The sequence below is a fragment of the Hymenobacter rubripertinctus genome, assembly GCF_003583925.1.
GTDB classification, from domain to species: Bacteria; Bacteroidota; Bacteroidia; order Cytophagales; family Hymenobacteraceae; genus Hymenobacter; species Hymenobacter rubripertinctus.
Map to the genome: position 1 here is coordinate 1 of NZ_QYCN01000021.1, position 19484 is coordinate 19484.

A 19484-nucleotide genomic window follows, 5' to 3' on the forward strand; every position below is an offset into this window, starting at 1 on the left:
CAGCAGCGCGCACAAGGCAATGACCAAAATATCGACCAACTGGTGCTTTTTGCTCCGCTCTAAACGGAAGTCGGGCATATCGGCGAAAAACGTGTTCCAATCCATGACCCAAAGATCGGAAAACCCGTTTTTTGATGCGTTTAACCTGAACACCTGTTGACGTAGCCGGCCCGCGTCCGCAGTGGCTCACAGTAAAAAGGCGTGCCGCTGAAGCCCTGGCGGGAAAATTCCGTTCAACGGTAGTCAGTAGCATTTAAGCAGACGGGCATCAGCGTTAAATTCCGTTTCTTACCAACTCAAGTATACAGCAACTACCAACGATGCTAACAGGGAAAGATTTAGTGGCAAGAGGGCTGCGGCCCGGTAAGTGGTTCAAGCAAGCACTGGAACACATCAACACGCACAACCTGGAAGGGGCGGCACTGGAGGACTACCTCGACGCCCGGAAGCCCGCCCCGACGATTCCGTTGCTGACGCAGCCCGTGTTTTTCCACGAGAACATCCGCGCCGATACGCCGGTCGAGCAAGCCAACATCGACTACGTCCGGCAGTCGATGGACCAGCTCATGCGCACGCCCACGGTGGTGACGGGGGCCATTATGCCCGACGCCTGCCCGGCCGGGCCGCTGGGCACCATCCCGGTCGGGGGCATCGTGGTGGCGCGCAACGCCATCCACCCCGGCATGCACAGCGCCGATATCTGCTGCTCGGTAATGCTGACCAACCTGGGCGCGGCCGACCCCAAGCAGGTGCTGGATGTGGCCCAGCAGCTCACCCACTTCGGCCCCGGCGGCCGGCCCGAAGGCCAGCAGTTTGCGCTGCCCGCCGAAATCGAGGCCGAATTCCGCGACAATCCCTACCTCAGTTCCCGGCGCAGCCTGGCTATGGCCCGCGAGCACCTGGGCACCCAGGGCGACGGCAACCACTTCCTGTATGTGGGCGTGTCGCGCAATACCGGCGACACTATGCTGGTCACCCACCACGGCTCCCGGGGGCCGGGGGCGCTGCTCTATAAGCAGGGCATGAAGGTGGCCGAGAACTTCCGCCGGGTCATCTCGCCCGAAACCAACCCGAACAATGCCTGGATTCCCAGCGAGTCGGAGCAGGGGCAGCAGTACTGGGCGGCGCTGCAAACCATTCGCAAATGGACCAGGCAAAACCACCTGTGCCTGCATGAGGCTGTGGCGGGGCAGCTGGGGGCCGTGGCGCAGCAGCAGTACTGGAACGAGCACAACTTCGTGTTTCGCGACGGCGACCTGTACTACCACGCCAAAGGCGCCACCCCCATGGACCCCAAGTTCCTGCCCGACATCACCGGCCCGCGCATCATTCCGCTCAACATGGCCCAGCCCATTCTCATTGTGGAGGGCTCGACCACCAAAACCAACCTGGGCTTCGCCCCCCACGGGGCCGGCCGCAACCTGAGCCGCACCGGCCACAAGCGCAGCAAGCTCGGCCAGACCAACGAAGAACTTTTCGCCGAGGAAACCCAGGGTATCGACGCCCGCTTCTTTTTCAACCTGATTGATGTTTCGGAACTGCCCAGCGCCTACAAAAACGCCGAGCAGCTACAGCAGCAAATCGTGGACTTCGACCTGGCCACCATCATCGACGAAATCCGGCCCTACGGCTGCATCATGGCCGGCGACTGGGAGCAGGATGCGCCCTGGCGCAAGAAGAAGCGGGCCAAGGACGCCGCCCGGCTGGCGGCGGCCAACGGGCAGGCTGACGACTCGGCGCTGGCAAACAGCTAGGAAAGGGCCAGCTCCCGCGCTACGTGCACGGTGTGCACGGCCGCCAAAGCCGCCGTTTCGGTGCGCAGGCGGGAGCTGCCCAGCGTCACGGGCCGGATGCCCCGGGCGAAGGCCGCCGCAATTTCGTCGGGCGTGAAGTCGCCCTCGGGGCCGATGAGGATGCAGCAGTCGGCGGCGGCGGCCACGCGGGCCAGGGGCGTGCGCTCCCCGTCTTCGAGGTGGGCGATGAAGGTGGTGGCGGGCACTGCGGTGGGCAGGAAACGGGCGTAATCGGTTAGCTCCACCAGCCGGGGCAGCCAGGCCTGGCCCGATTGCTTGAGGGCGCTGACGGCTATTTTCTCCAGGCGCTCCAGCTTCAGCTCGCGGCGCTCGGAGCGGGCGCAGCGCAGGAACGTGATGGTATCCACGCCGATTTCGGTGGCTTTTTCTACCAGCCACTCCATGCGGTCGAGGTTTTTGGTGGGGGCCACGGCCAGGTGCACGCCGTAGGGGCGGCGCGGCAGCACCTCGTGCCCGACCACCCGCAGCTGGCAGCGTTTGGGGTTGGCGTCGGCCACTTCGGCCCCGAATACGCCGCCCTGGCCGTTCACCAGCACCACCGCGTCGCCCGCGCTCAGGCGCAGCACCCGCACGGCGTGCTTGCTCTCGTCTTCGGGCAGGGTGTAGGTGGTGGCGGCGGGCGAGAGGTCGGGGGCGAAGAAGGTGTGGGGCATGGGGCAAAGGTAGGAGGAAACCCGCCTTCGGGGCCGTAGGGCGGCGGGGAAGTTCCGCATAACGTAATGGTGAGGCTGGTCGTAAGAAAGAGCATTGATCCGCCGGGCCTCGTGCTCTTTTTCCGCCTTTTCTTATGAAAACCAACCTCAAAAAACTTGCCCAACAAACCATCGTCATCACCGGGGCCTCCTCGGGCATCGGCCTTGTAACGGCCCGTCTGGCCGCCAAGGCGGGGGCCAGACTGGTGCTGGCAGCCCGCAGCGAAGACGCCCTGCGCCAGCTCACCGATGAAATCAACGCCGGCGGCGGTCAGGCTACGTACGTGGTGACCGACGTGAGCCGGCCCGAGCAGGTGCAGCACCTGGCACAGGTGGCCACCACTACCTTCGGCGGCTTCGATACGTGGATCAACAATGCCGGCGTGAGCATCTACGGCAAACTGGAAGACGTGCCCGTAGAAGACATGCGCCAGCTGTTCGAAGTCAATTTCTGGGGCCTCGTCAACGGTTCCCTCGAAGCCGTGAAGCACCTGAAGCAAAACGGCGGGGCGCTCATCAACGTGGGCAGCGTGCTATCCGACATTACGGCCATTCTGCAAACCATCTACTCGGCCAGCAAGCACGCCGTGAAGGGCTTCACCGATGGGCTGCGCATGGAGCTGGAAATGGAGGACGCCCCGGTTTCGGTCACCCTCATTCAGCCCGCCGCCATTGATACGCCTTACCCGCTGCACGCCAAAAACTACCTGGAGCGCGTGCCCAGGCACGCCCCACCCGCCTACGCCCCCCAAACCGTGGCCCGCGCCATCCTGCACTGTGCCGCTACCATGGAGCGCGACGTGGTAGTGGGCGGCGGCGGCAAGGCCCTGATCGGGCTGAGCCACTGGACGCCCGCGCTGCTCGACACGTTCATGGAGCAGGGTTTCGCCCCGCAGTCTAAGTCCGATACGCCGGCCCGGTCCCTGGCGCACAACGCCCTTGACCGGCCCATGGGCAACCTCCAGGAGCGGGGCAACTATCCGGGCACTACCCGCGAAACCAGCTACTACACCCAAATCAGGACTACCGGCAGTCCTAAGCTACGCACGGCGCTGCTGGTAGGAGCCGCCGGGGCTGGCGTAGCCGCCCTGGCTACCTGGCTTGGTACCCAGAAGGAAGCCAACGGCCACAAGGAAGTCAGCGGTCAGCCGGAGTTCAGCGGCTCTTCCACCCAATAGCCGGTCAGCCAACTACCCAAACGCGCAACAAACGCGCAACGCCCCCGGCAAGCTGATGCCGGGGGCGTTGCGCGTTTGTTGCGCGTTTGGGTAGTTGGCTGACCGGCTAGCCGAACAGCTCGTTCAGCAGGCCGGYCAGCCGGATGCCCGCATCTTCGATGCGCTGCCGCATGAGCACGGCGTGGGCGGGATAGTAGGCGTAGTTGACATCGGTGCCGTTGGGAACTTCCCGGTAAATCTGCTCGCTGGCCTGGTAGGACTCCCAAAGCCACTCGGCCGGGGCCGTGCTTTGCAGTCGGCGCACGGTGCTTCGGCGCACCTTGCAATCGTACTGGCGGGCCATCTCGGTATAGGTCAGGCCCTGGTAGTCGAGCAGGCCGCTGTCCCAGAGGCTGTGCAGGTTGGTGTCGCGGCCCCGGTACTTGATTTTGATGTCGTTGCCGCCCTTGTCCTCGGCATGGCCCGCGTGCAGGGGCTGATGAATGTCGCCCACGATGTGCACCACGTACTTGAGGGCTTCCAGCCGTTGCAGCTGGGTCGCGCCGCTGTCGGAGAGTAAGCGGAGCTGATTTTGCAGGGCCTGGTAGGCATTGGATTCGGTCTGGGCGTTGAGGGCCTGCACATACTGGTCGTGGTTCAGGCCCGAAGCCGTGTTCACGTAATGCCAGGGGGCCGTGTCCTTGCCCTCGGGGTAGTAGCGGATTTCGTCGGGCCAGGTGCTGATGAGCGGGAAGCTTTCGGGGCCGAGCAGTTGCTGAATTTCGCGGCGGGCTGCCCGGGAAAGGTGGCGCTCGGCAATTTTGGCAATGGCGCGATGACCGTCGGCACCCCAGGCCCATAGGTGCAAGGGGGTGAGCAGCAGAAACAGGAGCGGGAATAGAAGCTTGCGCATGACGGGCGTAGGGGGTAGGACGAAACTGGGCAGCAAATTAGCGGAAAAACCATCAGGACGAGCCAGATTTCCCCTTCTAAAGTGAACCAACGCAGTATGTCGGGAAAAATACGCTCAAAAAGCCCCCTTGCAACTGCCCGCCGTGGGCCGCCGCCGACATACTTATGGCAGCAGAAGCCCTGGTGATGCGGCGCGACCAGGGCCGGCAAATACTTGGCGTAAGCGGCCCGCCCTGCTCCAGCGGCAAACGGCCATCAGCCCACTGCATCTACCAAGAAAAAGCCCCGCTGATATAAAATCAGCGGGGCTTTTTGGGTAACCGAGCGCAGCTTATACGCCGGCCGTAACCGCCGCCGCGGGGGCACCGGCCAAGATTTCCTCGTTGGCGTAGTCGGCGTACTTCTGGAAGTTCTTCACAAACTTCTCAGCCAGCGAGTTGGCGGTTTTGTCGTAGGATTCCTTGCTGGCCCAGGTGTTGCGCGGGTCCAGAATTTCGGTGGGCACGCCGGGCACCGAGGCGGGCACGGCCACCCCGAAAATGGGGTGCTTGGTGAATTCCACATCGTCGAGCTGCCCGTTGAGGGCGGCCGTAATCATGGCCCGGGTGTAGCTCAGCTTCATGCGCGAGCCCGTGCCGTAAGAGCCACCCGTCCAGCCCGTGTTGATGAGCCACACGTTCACGTCGGGGTTTTCGTCCATCTTCTGGCCCAGCATCTCGGCGTACTTGGTGGGGTGCAGGGGCAGGAACACGGCCCCGAAGCAGGCCGAGAACGTCGTTTGGGGTTCAGTAACGCCCATTTCGGTGCCCGCTACCTTGGCCGTGTACCCGCTCATGAAGTGGTACATGGCATGGCTCTTATCCAGCTTGCTGATGGGGGGCAGTACGCCAAAAGCGTCGGCCGTCAGGAAGAAGATGTTCTTGGGCGCGTCAGCTACCGAAGGCTCAATAGCGTTATCGATGTAGTTGATCGGGTAGGCCGTGCGCGTGTTCTCGGTCACCGAGTTGTTGGCGTAGTCCACCGTGTGGGTACCCTCCACGAAGCGCGTATTCTCCACGATGGAGCCAAAGCGGATAGCATCCCAAATCTGGGGCTCCTTCTCCTGGCTCAGGTCGATCACCTTGGCGTAGCAGCCGCCCTCGAAGTTGAAGATGCCCTTGTCGGGGGTCCACCCGTGCTCGTCGTCGCCGATCAGGCCGCGGTTGGGGTCGGCGGAGAGCGTCGTTTTGCCCGTGCCCGAGAGGCCGAAGAATACGGCCGTGTCGCCTTTTTCGCCCACGTTGGCCGAGCAGTGCATGCTGAGCGTGTTGTGCTGGTGGGGGAGCAGGTAGTTGAGCACGCCGAAAATGCCCTTCTTCATCTCGCCGGCGTAGCCGGTGCCGCCAATCAGAATCATCTTCTTGGTGAAGTTGAGGATGGCGAAGTTCTTCTGGCGGGTACCGTCCACGGCCGGATCAGCTTCGAAGCCGGGGGCGCAGATGATGCTGAAATCGGGCGTCCAGCTCGTGTCGGCTCCCTCGGCAGGGCGCAGGAACATGTTGTAGCAGAACAGGTTGTGCCAGGCCAGCTCGTTGACCACGCGCAGCTTGAGCTCGTAGTCGGGGTTGGCCCCGGCGTAGGCGTCGCGCACGTACAGCTCCTTGTCTTCCAGGTACTTCACCATCTTGGCGTGCAGCTGGTCGAACTTGTCGGCCTCGAAGGGGATGTTGATGTCGCCCCACCACACGCTGTCCTGGGTGTTGGCGTCCTTCACAACGAAACGGTCCTTGGGGGAGCGGCCGGTGAAGGCTCCGGTGTCGGCCATCAAAGCGCCGGTGTCGGTGAGCGTACCCTCGCCGCGGCGCAGGGCTTCCTCCACCAAAGCAGCAGGCGGGAGGTTGAGGTGCACTTGGGAAGCGCGGGAAATGCCCAGGGGGGCGAGGCGGGCGTTGGCGGCAGAATCTAGCATAAAGGGCCGAAAACGGGGTTGGGGGTGGGTGGGAAATGCGTGGGAATCTGGGAGCAAAAATAGGCAAAAAGCCTGACGTAAACCGGGGACTGGTAAAAAATAGCGAAAATTCGCTATTACTTGTAAGTTTACCCGGTAGAATCCGACTAACGCAGGCTATTTCGTAAGGGTTGGGAAACTTTTGTAGTTTTACCAACCCTCGTCGGTTGCAGCCGCGCCCGTTCCCTGTTCCATTTTTCAATCACCTTTCATGCACTCACCCTCCGCTGCGCAGCAGCCCGTGTCAACTTCGTCCTCGCACCCCAAGGGGCTGTACGTCCTCTTCGCTACCGAGATGTGGGAGCGGTTCAGCTACTACGGTATGCGGGCGCTGCTCATTTTGTACATGACGCAGGCGCTGGTATTCGATAAGGAGTACTCGTCGCTCATCTATGGCAATTACACCAGCCTGGTGTACCTGACCCCGCTGCTCGGCGGCTACGTGGCCGACCGCTACTGGGGCAACCGCCGCTCCATTCTGGTGGGTGGCCTGATGATGGCCCTGGGCCAGTTTGCGCTCTTCTTCTCGGCCTCCATGTACTCGGCCGGGCAGGCTACCGCGCCGCAAACGCAGCTGCTGCTCTTCATGCTGGGCCTGGGCCTGCTGATTTTCGGTAACGGCTTCTTCAAGCCCAACATCTCCTCGATGGTAGGCTCGCTCTACCCCGCCGGCGACAACCGCATCGACTCAGCCTACACCATTTTCTACATGGGCATCAACCTGGGCGCGTTTTTCTCGCCTCTGGTGTGCGGTACGCTGGGCAACACCGGCAACCCCGAAGACTTTAAGTGGGGCTTCCTGGCCGCCGGCATCGGGATGCTGATCGGCTCGCTCACCTTTGAGCTGTTCAAGAACAAGTACGTCATCACGGCCACCGGCGAAGCCCTCGGCGCCAAGCCCGAGCAGGCCGTGGCCCACTCGCCCGTGGTGCCCGTCGGCACCGATGCGCCGGTACGCGCCGAAACCATCGACCAGCCGGCCGGCAAGAGCTTCGCCAGCAAGCTGCCCATGCTCATCGGCCTGTTCGTGGTCGTGTACGCGCTTATCGCCTGGCTCATGAGCTACGACTGGGTGGGAGCCTTCGTGTTCGCGGCCATGATCGTGACACCAGTGGCCGTACTGGCCGATAATTCCATTACGCCCCGCGAGCGGCAGAAAATCTACGTGATTCTGATTCTGAGCTTCTTCGTGATTTTCTTCTGGGGCGCTTTCGAGCAGGCCGGCGCTTCGCTGACCTTCTTTGCCGACGAGCAGACGAACCGGCAAATGGGTTCCTACACAGTGCCGGCTTCGTACTTCCAGTCGGCCAACGCGCTGTTCATTATTCTGTTCGCCCCGGTATTCGCCCTGATCTGGACGCTGATGGGCAAGCGTGGCATCGAGCCTTCGTCGCCGCTGAAAATGTCCATCGGCCTCATGTTCCTGGCCATCGGCTACCTCATCATCGCCTTCGGCGTGAAGGGCGTCGACGCCAGCACTAAAGTGAGCATGTTCTGGCTCATCACCATGTACCTGATGCACACCTTTGGCGAACTGTGCCTGTCGCCGATTGGCCTGGCCTTGGTCAACAAGCTGGCCCCGCTGCGCTTCGCCTCTTTGCTGATGGCCGTGTGGTTCCTGGCCACCGCCGCCGGCAACAAGTTCGCCGGCGTGCTGAGCGCCCTGTACCCCGAGCCCGGCAAGCCCGCCCCGTTCTTCGTAGGCTTCGAAATCACGGGTCTTTACGAGTTCTTCATGATTTTCGTATTCCTGTCGGCCGCCGCTTCGCTGGTGCTGTTCCTGCTCTACCGCAAGCTCACCCAAATGATGAGCGAGCCGGTGGTTGCCACCGCTTAATAAGCGCGCAACGCTGCCTAAGACGTAAAAAGCCCCGCCGGACGTTGGTCCGGCGGGGCTTTTTCGTGTAATCGGACCTTACCCGGGGAACGTATCCGGATCGGGGCCGAGGCGCTCGTGGCGGTCCAGGCCGTCGATGTAGGCCAGCTCGTCCGCGGTCAGCTCGAAGTCGAACACGTTGGCGTTGCTGACGATGTGGGCCTGTTTCACCGACTTGGGAATGGTCACGACGCCGCGCTGCAAGTCCCAGCGCACCAGAATCTGGGCCGGCGACTTACCGTACTTGGCGGCCAAGTCGTTCACCACATCCTGCTCGAACACCTTGCCCTGCATCAGCGGCGACCACGCCTGGTACTGAATGCCGTGCTGCTGACAGTAGGCCTGCAACTCGGGCTGCACCAGCCACGGATGAAATTCCAGCTGGTTCACCATCGGCTTCACCTGCGCCTCGGGCAGCAGTTCTTCCAAGTGGTGCTGCAGGAAATTGCTGACCCCAATGGCGCGCACCCGCCCATCGGCGTACAGCTGCTCCAGCGCCCGCCAGGTATCCTGCGACTTGCCAGCGACGGGCCAGTGAATCAGGTACAAATCGAGCGTTTCCAGGCCGAGGCGTTTCAGGCTGGCATCGAAGGCCCGCAGGGTAGAATCGTAGCCCTGGTCGTTGTTCCAGACTTTGCTGGTGACGAACACGTCGGTGCGAGGTACGCCGCTTTCCCGAACGGCCTGCCCGACGCCTTCTTCGTTTTTGTAAATGGACGCAGTGTCGATGTGGCGATACCCGGCTTCCAGCGCCCATTTCACGGCCTGCTGTACCTGCGCACCGTCTTCGGCCTGCCATACGCCCAGTCCCAGATAGGGTATTTCTACGCCGTTGGCCAGTGGCCACGTGCCAGCAATATCGGTGATGTTCTTCTCCATCTTTATCAATTTAGGATTCACGCAAAAGGGCTGTAGCGCGAACCGAAGGACAGCGCAGCTAAGCGCCAGCTTCGCGCGTCGTTGCTGACTTTCGAACGAGTATGTTCAAGGGTACGCGAAGCCGGCGATTCGCGCTACCAGCTTACGGCCTTCTTTCGCGTAAGCCTTAATATACTGCCGATTTCTACGCACAAAAAGCCCCGCCGGACCGAAATCCAGCGGGGCTTTCCATTCAAAGCTACAGAACGGCTGACGTCTGTAGCTGCGACATCAGCTTCATCTGCAACATCTGCGATTTACATCATGCCGCCCATGCCGCCCATGCCGCCGGCACCGCCGCCGCCGTGGCCAGCGTCCTTGTCGGCTTCAGGCTCGTCCGAAATCACGCACTCAGTGGTCAGGAGCAGGCCGGCAATCGAAGCGGCATTCTCCAGGGCCAGGCGCGTTACCTTGGTCGGGTCCAGAATACCGGCCGACATCAGGTTCTCGTACTTGTCTTCGCGGGCGTTGTAACCGTAGTCGCCTTTGCCTTCGCGCACTTTCTGCACCACTACCGAACCTTCGCCACCGGCGTTGGCTACGATAGTACGCAGGGGAGCCTCCAGGGCCGTGCGGATGATGTTCACGCCGGTGCGCTCGTCGCTGTTGAGGGTATCAACGGCATCGAGCGAATCGAGGGCGCGCACCAGGGCAACACCGCCGCCGGGTACCACGCCTTCCTCAACGGCGGCGCGGGTGGCGTGCAAAGCATCGTCAACGCGGTCCTTCTTCTCCTTCATCTCCACTTCCGTAGAAGCGCCGATGTAGAGGATGGCTACGCCGCCCGACAGCTTGGCAAGGCGCTCCTGAAGCTTCTCCTTGTCGTAGTCGGAAGTCGTGGTGCCAATCTGGGCCTTAATCTCGTTGATACGGGCCGTAATGGTCGTCTTCTCACCTTTGCCATTGACAATGGTGGTGTTGTCCTTGTCAATGATGATTTTCTCGGCCTGGCCGAGGTATTCCAGCGTAGCCGCGTCGAGCTTGTAGCCGCGCTCTTCCGAAATAACGGTACCGCCGGTCAGCACGGCAATGTCTTCGAGCATCGCCTTGCGACGGTCGCCGAAGCCGGGAGCCTTCACGGCCGCAATTTTCAGCGAGCCGCGCAGCTTGTTTACTACCAGCGTGGCCAGCGCCTCGCCGTCAACATCTTCGGAGATGATAACAAGGGCTTTGCCGGTCTGTACTACCTGCTCAAGCACGGGCAGCAGCTCCTTCATGGTGCTCACCTTCTTGTCGTAGATGAGTACGTAGGGGTTCTCGAACTCGGCCTCCATCTTCTCCGGGTTGGTCACGAAGTAAGGGGAGAGGTAGCCGCGGTCGAACTGCATGCCTTCCACCGTTTTTACTTCGGTTTCGGTGCCACGCGCTTCTTCCACGGTAATTACGCCTTCCTTGCCCACTTTGTCCATGGCATCGGCAATCATCTGGCCGATTTCCATGTCGTTGTTGGCCGAAATAGCGCCTACCTGGGCAATTTCCGACGAGTTCTCAATCTTCTTCGACTGGGCCTTCAGGTTGGCAACCACGGCATGTACTGCCTTGTCGATGCCGCGCTTCAGGTCCATGGGGTTAGCACCAGCGGCTACGTTCTTCGAGCCGGCCGCGTAGATGGCCTGGGCCAGTACGGTAGCGGTCGTGGTGCCGTCGCCGGCCTGGTCGGCCGTTTTGCTGGCTACTTCCTTCACCAGCTGCGCGCCCATGTTCTCCACGGGGTCGCTCAGCTCAATCTCCTTGGCCACGGTCACACCGTCCTTGGTGATGGTCGGGGCGCCGAATTTCTTGTCGATAACCACGTTGCGGCCTTTCGGGCCGAGGGTTACTTTTACGGCATTCGCCAGTTTGTCAACGCCGCGTTTCAGCTTGTCGCGGCCTTCGGTATCGAATTGGATGTTCTTAGCCATCTTATTTTCGGGTGTTGGGGGAGTTAGAAAGAAAAAAGCCTGTGCTTAGGAGCAGGGCTTAGAGCACCGCGAAAATGTCCGACTCCTTCATGATGAGGTAGTCCTGGCCATCCACGGTGATTTCGGTGCCGGCATACTTGCCGTAGAGTACCTGGTCGCCGGTTTTCACCTGAGGCTTGATGGTGGTGCCGTTGTCGGCCACTTTGCCTTCGCCCACGGCTACTACTTCACCCCGCTGGGGCTTTTCTTTCGCTGTGTCGGGGATGATGATACCCGATTTGGTTTTTTCCTCGGCGGCGGCAGGCGCGATAATAACGCGGTCAGCCAGCGGTTTGATGCTAAGCGACATATTGTACGTTTTGGTTGAAAGGTGTACTTGAAACTAGAAGACTAGGTGGTGCGGGCCGTGCTACACCTTCTGTGCCAGCCCGCCCAAACCTGACAGAATGGACGATTTCGGCCCTTTTTTAGCCACGTCCCCCTTTAATGGTGTCAGCCGTGGCAGATAACGGGGGCGGAGCCGGTCATTATTGCGCCACCTGCCCTGCTCCGGCCGGCAGCATCGGGCAACCGGCCCCAGGGCAGCATCAGCTCTGGCCCGCCGCCCTGGGGCCAGCCGGGTAGTGGGCAGCGGACCACGAGCAGTATTTCAGACTACAGCCTCTGGAAACAGGCGAAACGCAAAAAGCCGGCAGCCTCTTTTTGAGAAGCTACCGGCTTTCGGGTCAGGAAATACTGGAATTAGTTGGCTGGTGCCGGCGCCGGGGTTGGGGCCGGGGCAGCGGGCGCAGTGGCCGGGGCAGCCGCAGGGGCTCCGGGAGCGGGCTGGGCGGGCATCCGCGTTTCCAGCGCTTTCTGCTGGTTGATGCTTCGGACGGGGCCGGACTGCGAAGGTCCGCCTACCACGTAGGAACCCAGGCTGAGTACCATCAAGCCAATGGCGAAGCCCCAGGTGAGCTTTTCGAGCAGGTCGCCGGTGCGCTTAACCCCCATCATCTGGGTTGCGCCACCCGCGCCAAACTGGCTGGAAATTCCGCCGCCTTTGGGGTTTTGGGCCAGCACGACCAGAGAAAGGAGCAGGCAAACGAGAAGAATCAGGCCAATCAGGGCGTAGTACATTTACTCGGGGGGTTGTTGCAGTTGTTGAATTTGCTCGGCAAAGTACGCCTTTTTTTCGGGCTGGCGCGCCATCAGCCGCTCATATATTTCCAGCGCTTTTTCGGGCTTGCCCTGCCGGATCATGATTTTGGCCAGGCTTTCGGAGGCCAGGGCCGGGGCCGCGCGGGTACTCCGCACCGACAAATCGGCCTGCTCCGAAGCCGGCAAAGGTACACCTCCGGGCGTTTTGATGCGCGGTTTCACCCGCAGGAAACGGTTAATCAGGTCCAGCGATGAGGTGTGGGGTTTGGGCTGATGCGCCCGGGCATAGGCCAGCAGCAGGGCATCGGGCTCGAAGAAAGAATCCAGGGGCAGGTCCAGGGTGAACCCATCGTGGGGTTGCAAATCGTAGCCCAGCCGGCTGCCCGCCCCCAGAGCGTAGCCCAAGTCGGCATCAGCCCGGAACGGGGCCGTTACGGCCGGGGGCGGCACCGAATCCGGAGTGGGCCGATCAGCGGCTTCCGCGTCGTCGGCTTCGTGCTCGGCTTCCGGCAGCCGGTAGCCCGAAGGTTCCGGCAACCGGGATTCACCCAATCCGAACTCAAACCGGGAAATTCCCGCTTCCACCGGCGGCCGGATGGGCGGAGCGGCGGCCGGCAGCCGGTCATCGGCTTCATGCTTCTGGTTTGCGGGTTCATCGTCCACAACCGGCGCAGGTTGCGGCTCCGCATCGGAAGCCGTCAGATCGAGAGTAGGAGCTAATGCTGCCGCCGGTTCCGATACGGCCGTTACAGATGCGTTGAGCTCAGTAGCCGCCGCTGCTGCCACTCCGGTTTCAGCGTCGGCGGTGGTAGCGGGCAGTTCAGCCGTTGCCAGCTGTTGCGTTTCGGGGGCGGCAGGAGCCGGCGCTTCCTGCGGGGCAGCTTCTTCAGCAGCTAAAGCCTGAGGGGGGGGAAGAGAAGCTCCCTCGCTCGTTTGTTCAGAGAATTCCGGCAGGGCCGCAGCATCCGGTTCCGAAGGCCCGACCGTGACATCCGCGTTTTCGGGCTGGACCAGCTCAACCGTTGGCTCTTCTTCTCCGGCGGGCTCTGCCGTCACCTCGTCATTACCGGCTGCTGCGTCCGCAGTCGGCATATCGGCGGATGAATCCGGGAGCAGTGCGCCCGATAACTGGGGGGCGGCAACGGCGAACAGGTCGGTTCCGGGGGCAACCGCTTCTGATGACGAGGCGGTGGGAGCAACTGCTTCGGCCGCCGCCGTCGGGGTGGCCGTTGGTGGAGTGGCGGGCTGCTCCAGAAGCTGGCGCAGCAACTCACGGTCGGCGGCGTAGGTGGCGGCCCGGCGCAGGCGCTGGCCGGCCAGCATACTGCCCCGGTCGTGGGCCGCTTTAGCCAGCAGCACGTGGGCCGTCTGACAGTAGGGGAACGCGGCCGCCAGCTGTTCCAGCTCGCGGATTTCGGCCTCCGAAATCCCGGTTACGTGGTCGAGAAGGTGCAGGAGCGACGCGCGGGTCATGCGATACGGAAGGCTAGGTGATGTCCTGACCTACCGGGCCAACAGGGCCGGGTATGCCAGGAAACAGGAGGGGAGAAACAGCGGGCTGGCAGCGGCCGGGCCGGTACTGCGGGGCGCAACAATACGCCAATTTAGGCATTAAACCGCAGCCCAGGCCCAATTACCAGTTGGCCACCGACTTATTGAAGGCATCGGTGATGATGTTACGAAACAGCTCCCGCAGGGCCGTGGGGTCGTTGTTGATGCTGGTAATGTCGCGGGTGGCGGGGAAGGGCCGGGTCGTTTGCAGGGTCTGCTCGAAATCCTGCTTGGGGTCCTTGGTGTTGGTGAATTTCACCCGCACCTGAATAGTGAGCTGGTTGGACCCGGCCTGGTCCTGGCCGTTCTGCTGCTGAATGGCGGCCGGCGCGAAGTCGTAGGCAATGATCTGCCCGTCGAACTGTAAATCCCCGTCGCGGGGCACCAGTTTGAGGGTGGTATTGCGCTGGAAGTAATCCTTGAAATCCTCGGTAAACCGCTGGGCCAGAAACGACGGGCCGTTGCTGGCATTGTTGGCAAACGTGGAAATGGAAATGGTCTTGACCGCCGGATCGATGTTGGTGCCACTGAATGAGTACACGCCGCAACCACTCAGTATTAAGCTGATAGCTAGTAGCTGACAGCTGATAGCTACTGCCCTTCTTTTACGAGCTATTAGCTGATAGCTATTAGCTACCAGCCTTGAAGTTATCAGCGCGAGGTATCGGCGGCTCTCTGAACAGAAAGCTAACAGCCAACAGCTAATAGCTAACAGCCAGGAAAAACTACGCTTGTTCCAGGTCATACTGCTTGAGTTTGCGGTAGAGAGTGCGCTCGGAGATGCCCAGGTCGTGGGCGGCGTGCTTGCGCTTGTTGTTGTGTTTTTTGAGGGCCTTGATAATCATTTCCTTCTCCTTGGCCTCCAGGCTCAGCGTTTCCTCCTCCGTTTCGTGCGAAATGTCCTCTACCCGCTGGGGCTCCTCCTCGTAATCGGTGGCGTCCTCCACGCCCAACTCGCGCGGGTTGAGAATGTAGTCGTTGCCGCCGCTTTCGGGCCGCATGGTGCGGCCGTTGGGGCCTTCGTAGGGGGCCACGGCCATGCTGTTGCCGCTGAACAGGTGACTGTTCTGGCGTAGCAGCTCCTGGGTTTCGTGGGGGCGCTGCCCGCCAGCCAGGTCCAGGACCAGCTTTTTGAGGTCGGTCATGTCGCGGCGCATGTCGAAGAGCACCTTGTAGAGCAAATCGCGCTCGGAGTAGTTGTTGCCCGCTCCGTCGGTGGCCGTGCCGGCGGCGTGCACCAGCATGGGCAGGCGGCTGGCCTGGTCGGCGGGCAGGTAGCCGCGCAGGCGGCGGGCATCCACCTCACGGTCCGTTTCCAGCACCGACATCTGCTCGGCCACGTTCTTGAGCTGGCGGATGTTGCCGGGGAACCGAAACCGCTGCAATTCCTGCACCGCCTCGGGCGTCAGGCTGATGGGCTTCACCCGGTAGCGGTCGGAAAAATCGGTAGAAAACTTTCTGAACAGTAGGTAGATATCATCGCCCCGGTCACGCAATGGTGGAACCGTGATGGGTACCGTGTTGAGGCGGTAGTACAGGTCTTCGCGGAAGCGGCCTTCGCGCACGGCGTCGAGCAGGTTCACGTTGGTGGCGGCCACCACACGCACGTCGGTCTTCTGCACCTTGCTGGAACCGACGCGGATAAACTCGCCGTTTTCGAGCACCCGCAACAGGCGGGCCTGGGTGCCGAGCGGCATCTCCCCAATCTCGTCGAGGAAGATGGTGCCGCCGTTGGTTACCTCGAAGTAGCCCTTGCGGGCCTCCTGGGCACCGGTAAATGAGCCCTTCTCGTGGCCAAACAGCTCCGAGTCGATGGTGCCCTCGGGAATGGCCCCGCAGTTGATGGCAATGAACTGCCCATGCTTGCGGGGCGAAAGGGCGTGAATAATCTTGGAAAACGACTCCTTGCCGGAGCCACTCTCACCCGTTATCAGCACCGTCATATCGGTCGGGGCCACCTGCGCCGCCACCTGAATGGCGTAATTAAGCGAGGGCGCATTGCCAATGATGGCGAAGCGTTGCTTGATGGATTGTATTTCGGAAGGTGTCAAGGTTGGTTTTTGGTTTTTGGTTTTTGGTTTTTGGCCCGTGCAGCGACCTCACCAACCTAACCTAGTGAGCGGTAGTAGCGGATAAAACCTTGAACCAATTGAATACAATGGACGATTTTCTCCTCTATATATTGTAAGTCATCGGCGGAAATAAAAGATAAATCAAACGCTAGGTAACATTGTGTTTCGAGTTCGTAGAGCGAGCCCCGGGCGATAACCAGAAACTGGATGGTGTCCTTGGGGTGCTGCCGACCAGCCCCTTCGCTGATGTTGGAGGGAACAGAAACCGCCGCCCGTCGCATCTGATTGGTTAAGCCAAACCGCTCGTCAGCTGGGAATTTCTGAGTTAAGAGGTAGATGGTTTTGACCAACTCCCGGCCATGCTGCCAAACACGGAGGTCTTTATAGTTCTGTTGGCCAGGAGGATTCTTCTCCATGAGAGGTAGTCAATTGAAGCTGAATGTCTAAGCCAAAAACCAAAAACCACCCACCAAAAACCAGCCTAAACCGCCTCGCCCAGCAGCGTATTCGTCGTGGACTCGTGCACGAGTACGTCAACGTAGTCGCCCTTCTTATAGTGTTTCTTGGGGAAGATGACGACCTGGTTCTGGCTGTTGCGGCCGCTCAGGTGCTCGTCGCTGCGCTTGGAGAAGTTCTCGGCCAGCACGCGGTGCACGCGGCCCACGCCGCGGGCGGCGCGCTGCTTGCTGTGCTCGCGTTGTAGGGCAATGACTTCGGCGAGGCGGCGCTTTTTGTCCTCCAGTGGCACGTCGTCTTCGAGTTTGCGGGCGGCCAGCGTGCCGGGGCGCTCCGAGTAGAAGAACATATAGGCCATGTCGTAGCGCACGTAGTCCATCAGGCTCAGGGTATCCTGATGCTCGGCCTCCGTTTCGGAGCAGAAGCCCGAAATCATGTCGGAGCTGATGGCGCAGTCGTCGCCCAGCACGCGGCGGATGGCCTGCACGCGCTCCTCGTACCAGGGCCGGTCGTAGGTGCGGTTCATCAGGGCCAGCACCCGCGAATTGCCGCTCTGGGCCGGCAAATGAATGTATTTGCAGATGTTCTCGTGCCGCTTCATGGTGTGCAGCACCTCGTCGGTAATGTCCTTGGGATGGGAAGTGGAGAAGCGCACCCGCAGCTCGGGGCTCACCAGGGCCACCTGCTCCAATAACTGGGCGAAATTCACCTGCTCGGAACCGTCTTCGGCAGCCCACTTATAGGAGTCCACGTTCTGGCCCAGCAGGGTTACTTCCTTGTAGCCGGCCGCTACCAGCTCGCGGGCCTCGCGCACGATGCTGTGGGCGTCGCGGCTCCGCTCGCGGCCCCGGGTGAAGGGCACCACGCAGAAGGAGCACATGTTGTCGCAGCCGCGCATGATGCTGATAAAGGCCGTGATGCCGTTACTGTTCAGGCGCACCGGCGTGATGTCGGCGTAGGTTTCCTCGCGGCTCAGCAGCACGTTCACGGCCTTCTGGCCCCCATCGACCTGGGCAATCAGCTGGGGCAGGTCGCGGTAGGCGTCGGGACCAACTACGAGGTCCACCAGTTTCTCTTCTTCCAGAAACCGGGTTTTCAGGCGCTCGGCCATGCAGCCCAGTACGCCCACCAGCATCCCGGGCTTGCGCTTTTTGTAGCTGTTGATCTGGGAGAGGCGCATGCGCACGGTCTGCTCGGCCTTCTCGCGGATGGAGCAGGTGTTGAGCAGCACCAAATCAGCCTGGTCCAACGAATCCGTCGTATCAAACCCCTCGTCGAAGAGGATGCTCGACACGATTTCGGAGTCGGAGAAGTTCATCTGGCAGCCGTAGCTTTCCAGGTAGAGCTTGCGCGAGCGGCCGGTGCGGGTAGCCGGGTTCACGCGCACCTCGCCCGAGGGCTCGTGCGCGTGGGTAGCGGCGTCCACGGAAGGCGCGGGCAGGGTGGGCGTATCGAGAAAATCGAGGGTAATCAGCGGTTGGGACATGGGGAACGCCTGACAACAGGCAGCAGCTTCACGGTTCAGAGAACGGCAAAGGTAGCAGGTTTAGGGTGAAAATGACAGAATGGCAGGGGCGGTGAAGGAGTGATCTGTTGAAGGCGTGAACTGTCATTCCGACGAAGGAGGAATCTGGCGCAACGTTATCGAACGATGCTACGCAACGACTTCACCCAGATTCCGCCTTCGTCGGAATGACCGTTCACGCCTTCACCACCGCCCCCAGCACGTCCAAAATAGCCCGGGCCTTGAGCAAACACTCGTCGTACTCGCGCTCGGGTACCGAATCGTAGGTGATGGCCGAGCCGACCTGGAAGCTGAGGTGGCCGGTATCGGTGCGGTACTGGAGGCTGCGGATGACGACGTTGAAATCGAAGTCGCCGGAGGGCCAGATGAGGCCCAGGCTACCGCTGTAGAGGCTGCGGCGGCGGTGCTCGTAGTGCTCGATGAGCTGCATGGCCCGGATTTTCGGGGCCCCGGTCATCGAGCCCATCGGGAAGGCAGCCCGCAGCACGTCTACCACGTCGAGGCCAGGCCGGAGCCGGGCCTGCACGCTGGAAATCATCTGCCAGACGTGGCGGAAGGGGTAGAGGCCAAATAGCTCGGGTACCCGCACGGTGCCGGTCTGGGCTACGCGGGCCAGGTCGTTGCGCACCAGGTCCACAATCATCAGGTTCTCGGCGCGCTCCTTTTCGTCGTGCAGCAGCGTCTGGCGTAGCTGCTCGTCCTCGGCCGGCGTGGCCCCGCGCCGGATGGTGCCCTTGATGGGCTGGGAGAGCAGCGCCGGGCCGGTGCGGCGCACGAACCGCTCGGGCGAGGCGCAGAGCAAAAAGTGGTGTTCGTGGCGCACGAAGCCCGCGAACGGGGCCGGCGAGGCCGCGTTCAGGCGTTCGAATAGGTCGGCCGGATCCAGGCGCACGCCGTCGGCCGTGAATTCCTGGCAGAGGTTGAGCTCGTAGACTTCGCCGTTGAGAATGTCTTCGCGCACGGCCTCCACGGCCCGCAGGTAGTCGGCCCGGGGCAGGCGGGCGGTAAGGGTGGGCACGTGGGGGGCCGGCAGCGGGGGCAGGGGCGTGGCCTCAATGGCGGCCCGCACCCCGGCCGTGGCCCCGTGGATTTCCAGCGTGTCGGCCTGCCAGCGCAGCCAGGTCTGGGGCCGGAAGAAGTGCAGGTTCGGCCAGGCTAACCCGCTAGGATTATTGCTGCTCAGGTTCTCCACTTCATCCTTCACTTCATACGTGACAAACCCGCAGGCCGGAGCCGCCGACTCGCCGCTATCGGCCAGCCAGGTCCGCAGTTCGGCCAGGGTGCGGGGGGCATCCGGTGCGGCGGCCGCCACGGCCAGCAGCCGCCGGAACGGACCCTGGGGGTAGGCCAGCTCATTGGATTCGAAAAGGGCACAGTGGGCGAAGCCGGCCGCCCAGCGCAGGGCGCGGGCGCGGAAATCGGGGGGTAGTTGGGCAAGCGGAACGGACAGCACGGGACGAAAGTACGATGGGGACGGGCGGCA

Annotated in this window: 16 protein-coding genes; 3 read left to right on the top strand and 13 right to left on the bottom strand. The window is 61.9% G+C overall.

Features of this window, described 5'->3' with window-relative positions; genetic code table 11:
* Nucleotides 1–320: 320 nt before the first annotated feature.
* Nucleotides 321–1754 carry an RtcB family protein gene (locus D0T11_RS13895; RefSeq protein WP_119656402.1) on the top strand — a complete coding sequence of 478 codons (1434 nt, stop codon included), beginning with the start codon at nt 321–323 and terminating at the stop codon, nt 1752–1754.
* On the opposite strand, the gene D0T11_RS13900 is transcribed toward D0T11_RS13895, so the two are convergent.
* Nucleotides 1751–2467: a 16S rRNA (uracil(1498)-N(3))-methyltransferase gene (locus D0T11_RS13900; RefSeq protein ID WP_119656403.1), complete on the bottom strand. Its 717-nt coding sequence runs from the start codon at nt 2465–2467 to the stop codon at nt 1751–1753. The genes D0T11_RS13895 and D0T11_RS13900 overlap by 4 nt on opposite strands.
* Nucleotides 2468–2601: 134 nt before the next feature.
* On the opposite strand from D0T11_RS13900, the gene D0T11_RS13905 reads away from it, so the two are divergent.
* Entirely contained in the window at nt 2602–3684 is a 1083-nt protein-coding gene (locus D0T11_RS13905) for an SDR family oxidoreductase (RefSeq protein WP_119656404.1), read from the top strand.
* A gap of 106 nt (nt 3685–3790) precedes the next feature.
* On the opposite strand, the gene D0T11_RS13910 is transcribed toward D0T11_RS13905, so the two are convergent.
* Both D0T11_RS13910 and pckA read right to left on the bottom strand, forming a co-directional pair.
* Entirely contained in the window at nt 3791–4576 is a 786-nt protein-coding gene (locus D0T11_RS13910; RefSeq protein ID WP_119656405.1) for a S1/P1 nuclease, read from the bottom strand.
* 330 nt (nt 4577–4906) lie between these two features.
* Nucleotides 4907–6523: a phosphoenolpyruvate carboxykinase (ATP) gene (pckA, locus tag D0T11_RS13915; protein ID WP_119656406.1), complete on the bottom strand. Its 1617-nt coding sequence runs from the start codon at nt 6521–6523 to the stop codon at nt 4907–4909.
* Between the two features lie 250 nt (nt 6524–6773).
* Here pckA and D0T11_RS13920 point away from each other — a divergent pair, with 250 nt between their 5' ends.
* On the top strand, nt 6774–8399 hold the full coding sequence (locus tag D0T11_RS13920; protein ID WP_119656407.1) for a peptide MFS transporter: 1626 nt from the start codon (nt 6774–6776) through the stop codon (nt 8397–8399).
* Between the two features lie 78 nt (nt 8400–8477).
* Here D0T11_RS13920 and D0T11_RS13925 read toward each other — a convergent pair whose 3' ends face one another.
* The 10 genes from D0T11_RS13925 to pabB all read right to left on the bottom strand — a co-directional run bounded on the left by D0T11_RS13925 (nt 8478) and on the right by pabB (nt 19454).
* Entirely contained in the window at nt 8478–9317 is an 840-nt protein-coding gene (locus D0T11_RS13925) for an aldo/keto reductase (protein ID WP_119656408.1), read from the bottom strand.
* 296 nt (nt 9318–9613) lie between these two features.
* A complete protein-coding gene (gene groL / locus D0T11_RS13930) occupies nt 9614–11257 on the bottom strand; it encodes a chaperonin GroEL (RefSeq protein ID WP_119656409.1) in 1644 nt (547 codons plus the stop codon).
* Nucleotides 11258–11315: 58 nt separating this feature from the next.
* Nucleotides 11316–11606, bottom strand: coding sequence for a co-chaperone GroES (groES, locus tag D0T11_RS13935; RefSeq protein ID WP_119656410.1), 291 nt, complete (start codon nt 11604–11606; stop codon nt 11316–11318).
* Nucleotides 11607–11998: 392 nt separating this feature from the next.
* Entirely contained in the window at nt 11999–12376 is a 378-nt protein-coding gene (gene secG / locus D0T11_RS13940; protein WP_119656411.1) for a preprotein translocase subunit SecG, read from the bottom strand.
* On the bottom strand, nt 12377–13870 hold the full coding sequence (locus D0T11_RS13945) for a hypothetical protein (RefSeq protein WP_119656412.1): 1494 nt from the start codon (nt 13868–13870) through the stop codon (nt 12377–12379).
* Between the two features lie 160 nt (nt 13871–14030).
* Nucleotides 14031–14489 carry an LptE family protein gene (locus D0T11_RS13950; RefSeq protein ID WP_182888408.1) on the bottom strand — a complete coding sequence of 153 codons (459 nt, stop codon included), beginning with the start codon at nt 14487–14489 and terminating at the stop codon, nt 14031–14033.
* 184 nt (nt 14490–14673) lie between these two features.
* Nucleotides 14674–15999, bottom strand: a complete 1326-nt coding sequence (locus D0T11_RS13955) for a sigma-54 interaction domain-containing protein (RefSeq protein WP_119656413.1) — start codon at nt 15997–15999, stop codon at nt 14674–14676.
* A gap of 56 nt (nt 16000–16055) precedes the next feature.
* Nucleotides 16056–16436, bottom strand: a complete 381-nt coding sequence (locus D0T11_RS13960; RefSeq protein WP_119656414.1) for a four helix bundle protein — start codon at nt 16434–16436, stop codon at nt 16056–16058.
* A gap of 65 nt (nt 16437–16501) precedes the next feature.
* Complete coding sequence (miaB, locus tag D0T11_RS13965) at nt 16502–17962, bottom strand: tRNA (N6-isopentenyl adenosine(37)-C2)-methylthiotransferase MiaB (protein WP_119656415.1); 1461 nt, start codon at nt 17960–17962, stop codon at nt 16502–16504.
* 214 nt (nt 17963–18176) lie between these two features.
* Nucleotides 18177–19454, bottom strand: a complete 1278-nt coding sequence (gene pabB / locus D0T11_RS13970; RefSeq protein WP_119656416.1) for an aminodeoxychorismate synthase component I — start codon at nt 19452–19454, stop codon at nt 18177–18179.
* Between the last annotated feature and the right edge of the window lie 30 nt (nt 19455–19484).

Bases quoted from the DNA above. Each gene is read 5' to 3' on its own strand.
- D0T11_RS13895 (WP_119656402.1), top strand. From the start codon at position 321: ATGCTAACAGGGAAAGATTTAGTGGCAAGAGGGCTGCGGCCCGGTAAG.
- D0T11_RS13900 (WP_119656403.1), bottom strand. From the start codon at position 2,467: ATGCCCCACACCTTCTTCGCCCCCGACCTCTCGCCCGCCGCCACCACC.
- D0T11_RS13905 (WP_119656404.1), top strand. From the start codon at position 2,602: ATGAAAACCAACCTCAAAAAACTTGCCCAACAAACCATCGTCATCACC.
- pckA (WP_119656406.1), bottom strand. From the start codon at position 6,523: ATGCTAGATTCTGCCGCCAACGCCCGCCTCGCCCCCCTGGGCATTTCC.
- D0T11_RS13920 (WP_119656407.1), top strand. From the start codon at position 6,774: ATGCACTCACCCTCCGCTGCGCAGCAGCCCGTGTCAACTTCGTCCTCG.
- D0T11_RS13925 (WP_119656408.1), bottom strand. From the start codon at position 9,317: ATGGAGAAGAACATCACCGATATTGCTGGCACGTGGCCACTGGCCAAC.
- groL (WP_119656409.1), bottom strand. From the start codon at position 11,257: ATGGCTAAGAACATCCAATTCGATACCGAAGGCCGCGACAAGCTGAAA.
- groES (WP_119656410.1), bottom strand. From the start codon at position 11,606: ATGTCGCTTAGCATCAAACCGCTGGCTGACCGCGTTATTATCGCGCCT.
- secG (WP_119656411.1), bottom strand. From the start codon at position 12,376: ATGTACTACGCCCTGATTGGCCTGATTCTTCTCGTTTGCCTGCTCCTT.
- D0T11_RS13945 (WP_119656412.1), bottom strand. From the start codon at position 13,870: ATGACCCGCGCGTCGCTCCTGCACCTTCTCGACCACGTAACCGGGATT.
- D0T11_RS13960 (WP_119656414.1), bottom strand. From the start codon at position 16,436: ATGGAGAAGAATCCTCCTGGCCAACAGAACTATAAAGACCTCCGTGTT.
- miaB (WP_119656415.1), bottom strand. From the start codon at position 17,962: ATGTCCCAACCGCTGATTACCCTCGATTTTCTCGATACGCCCACCCTG.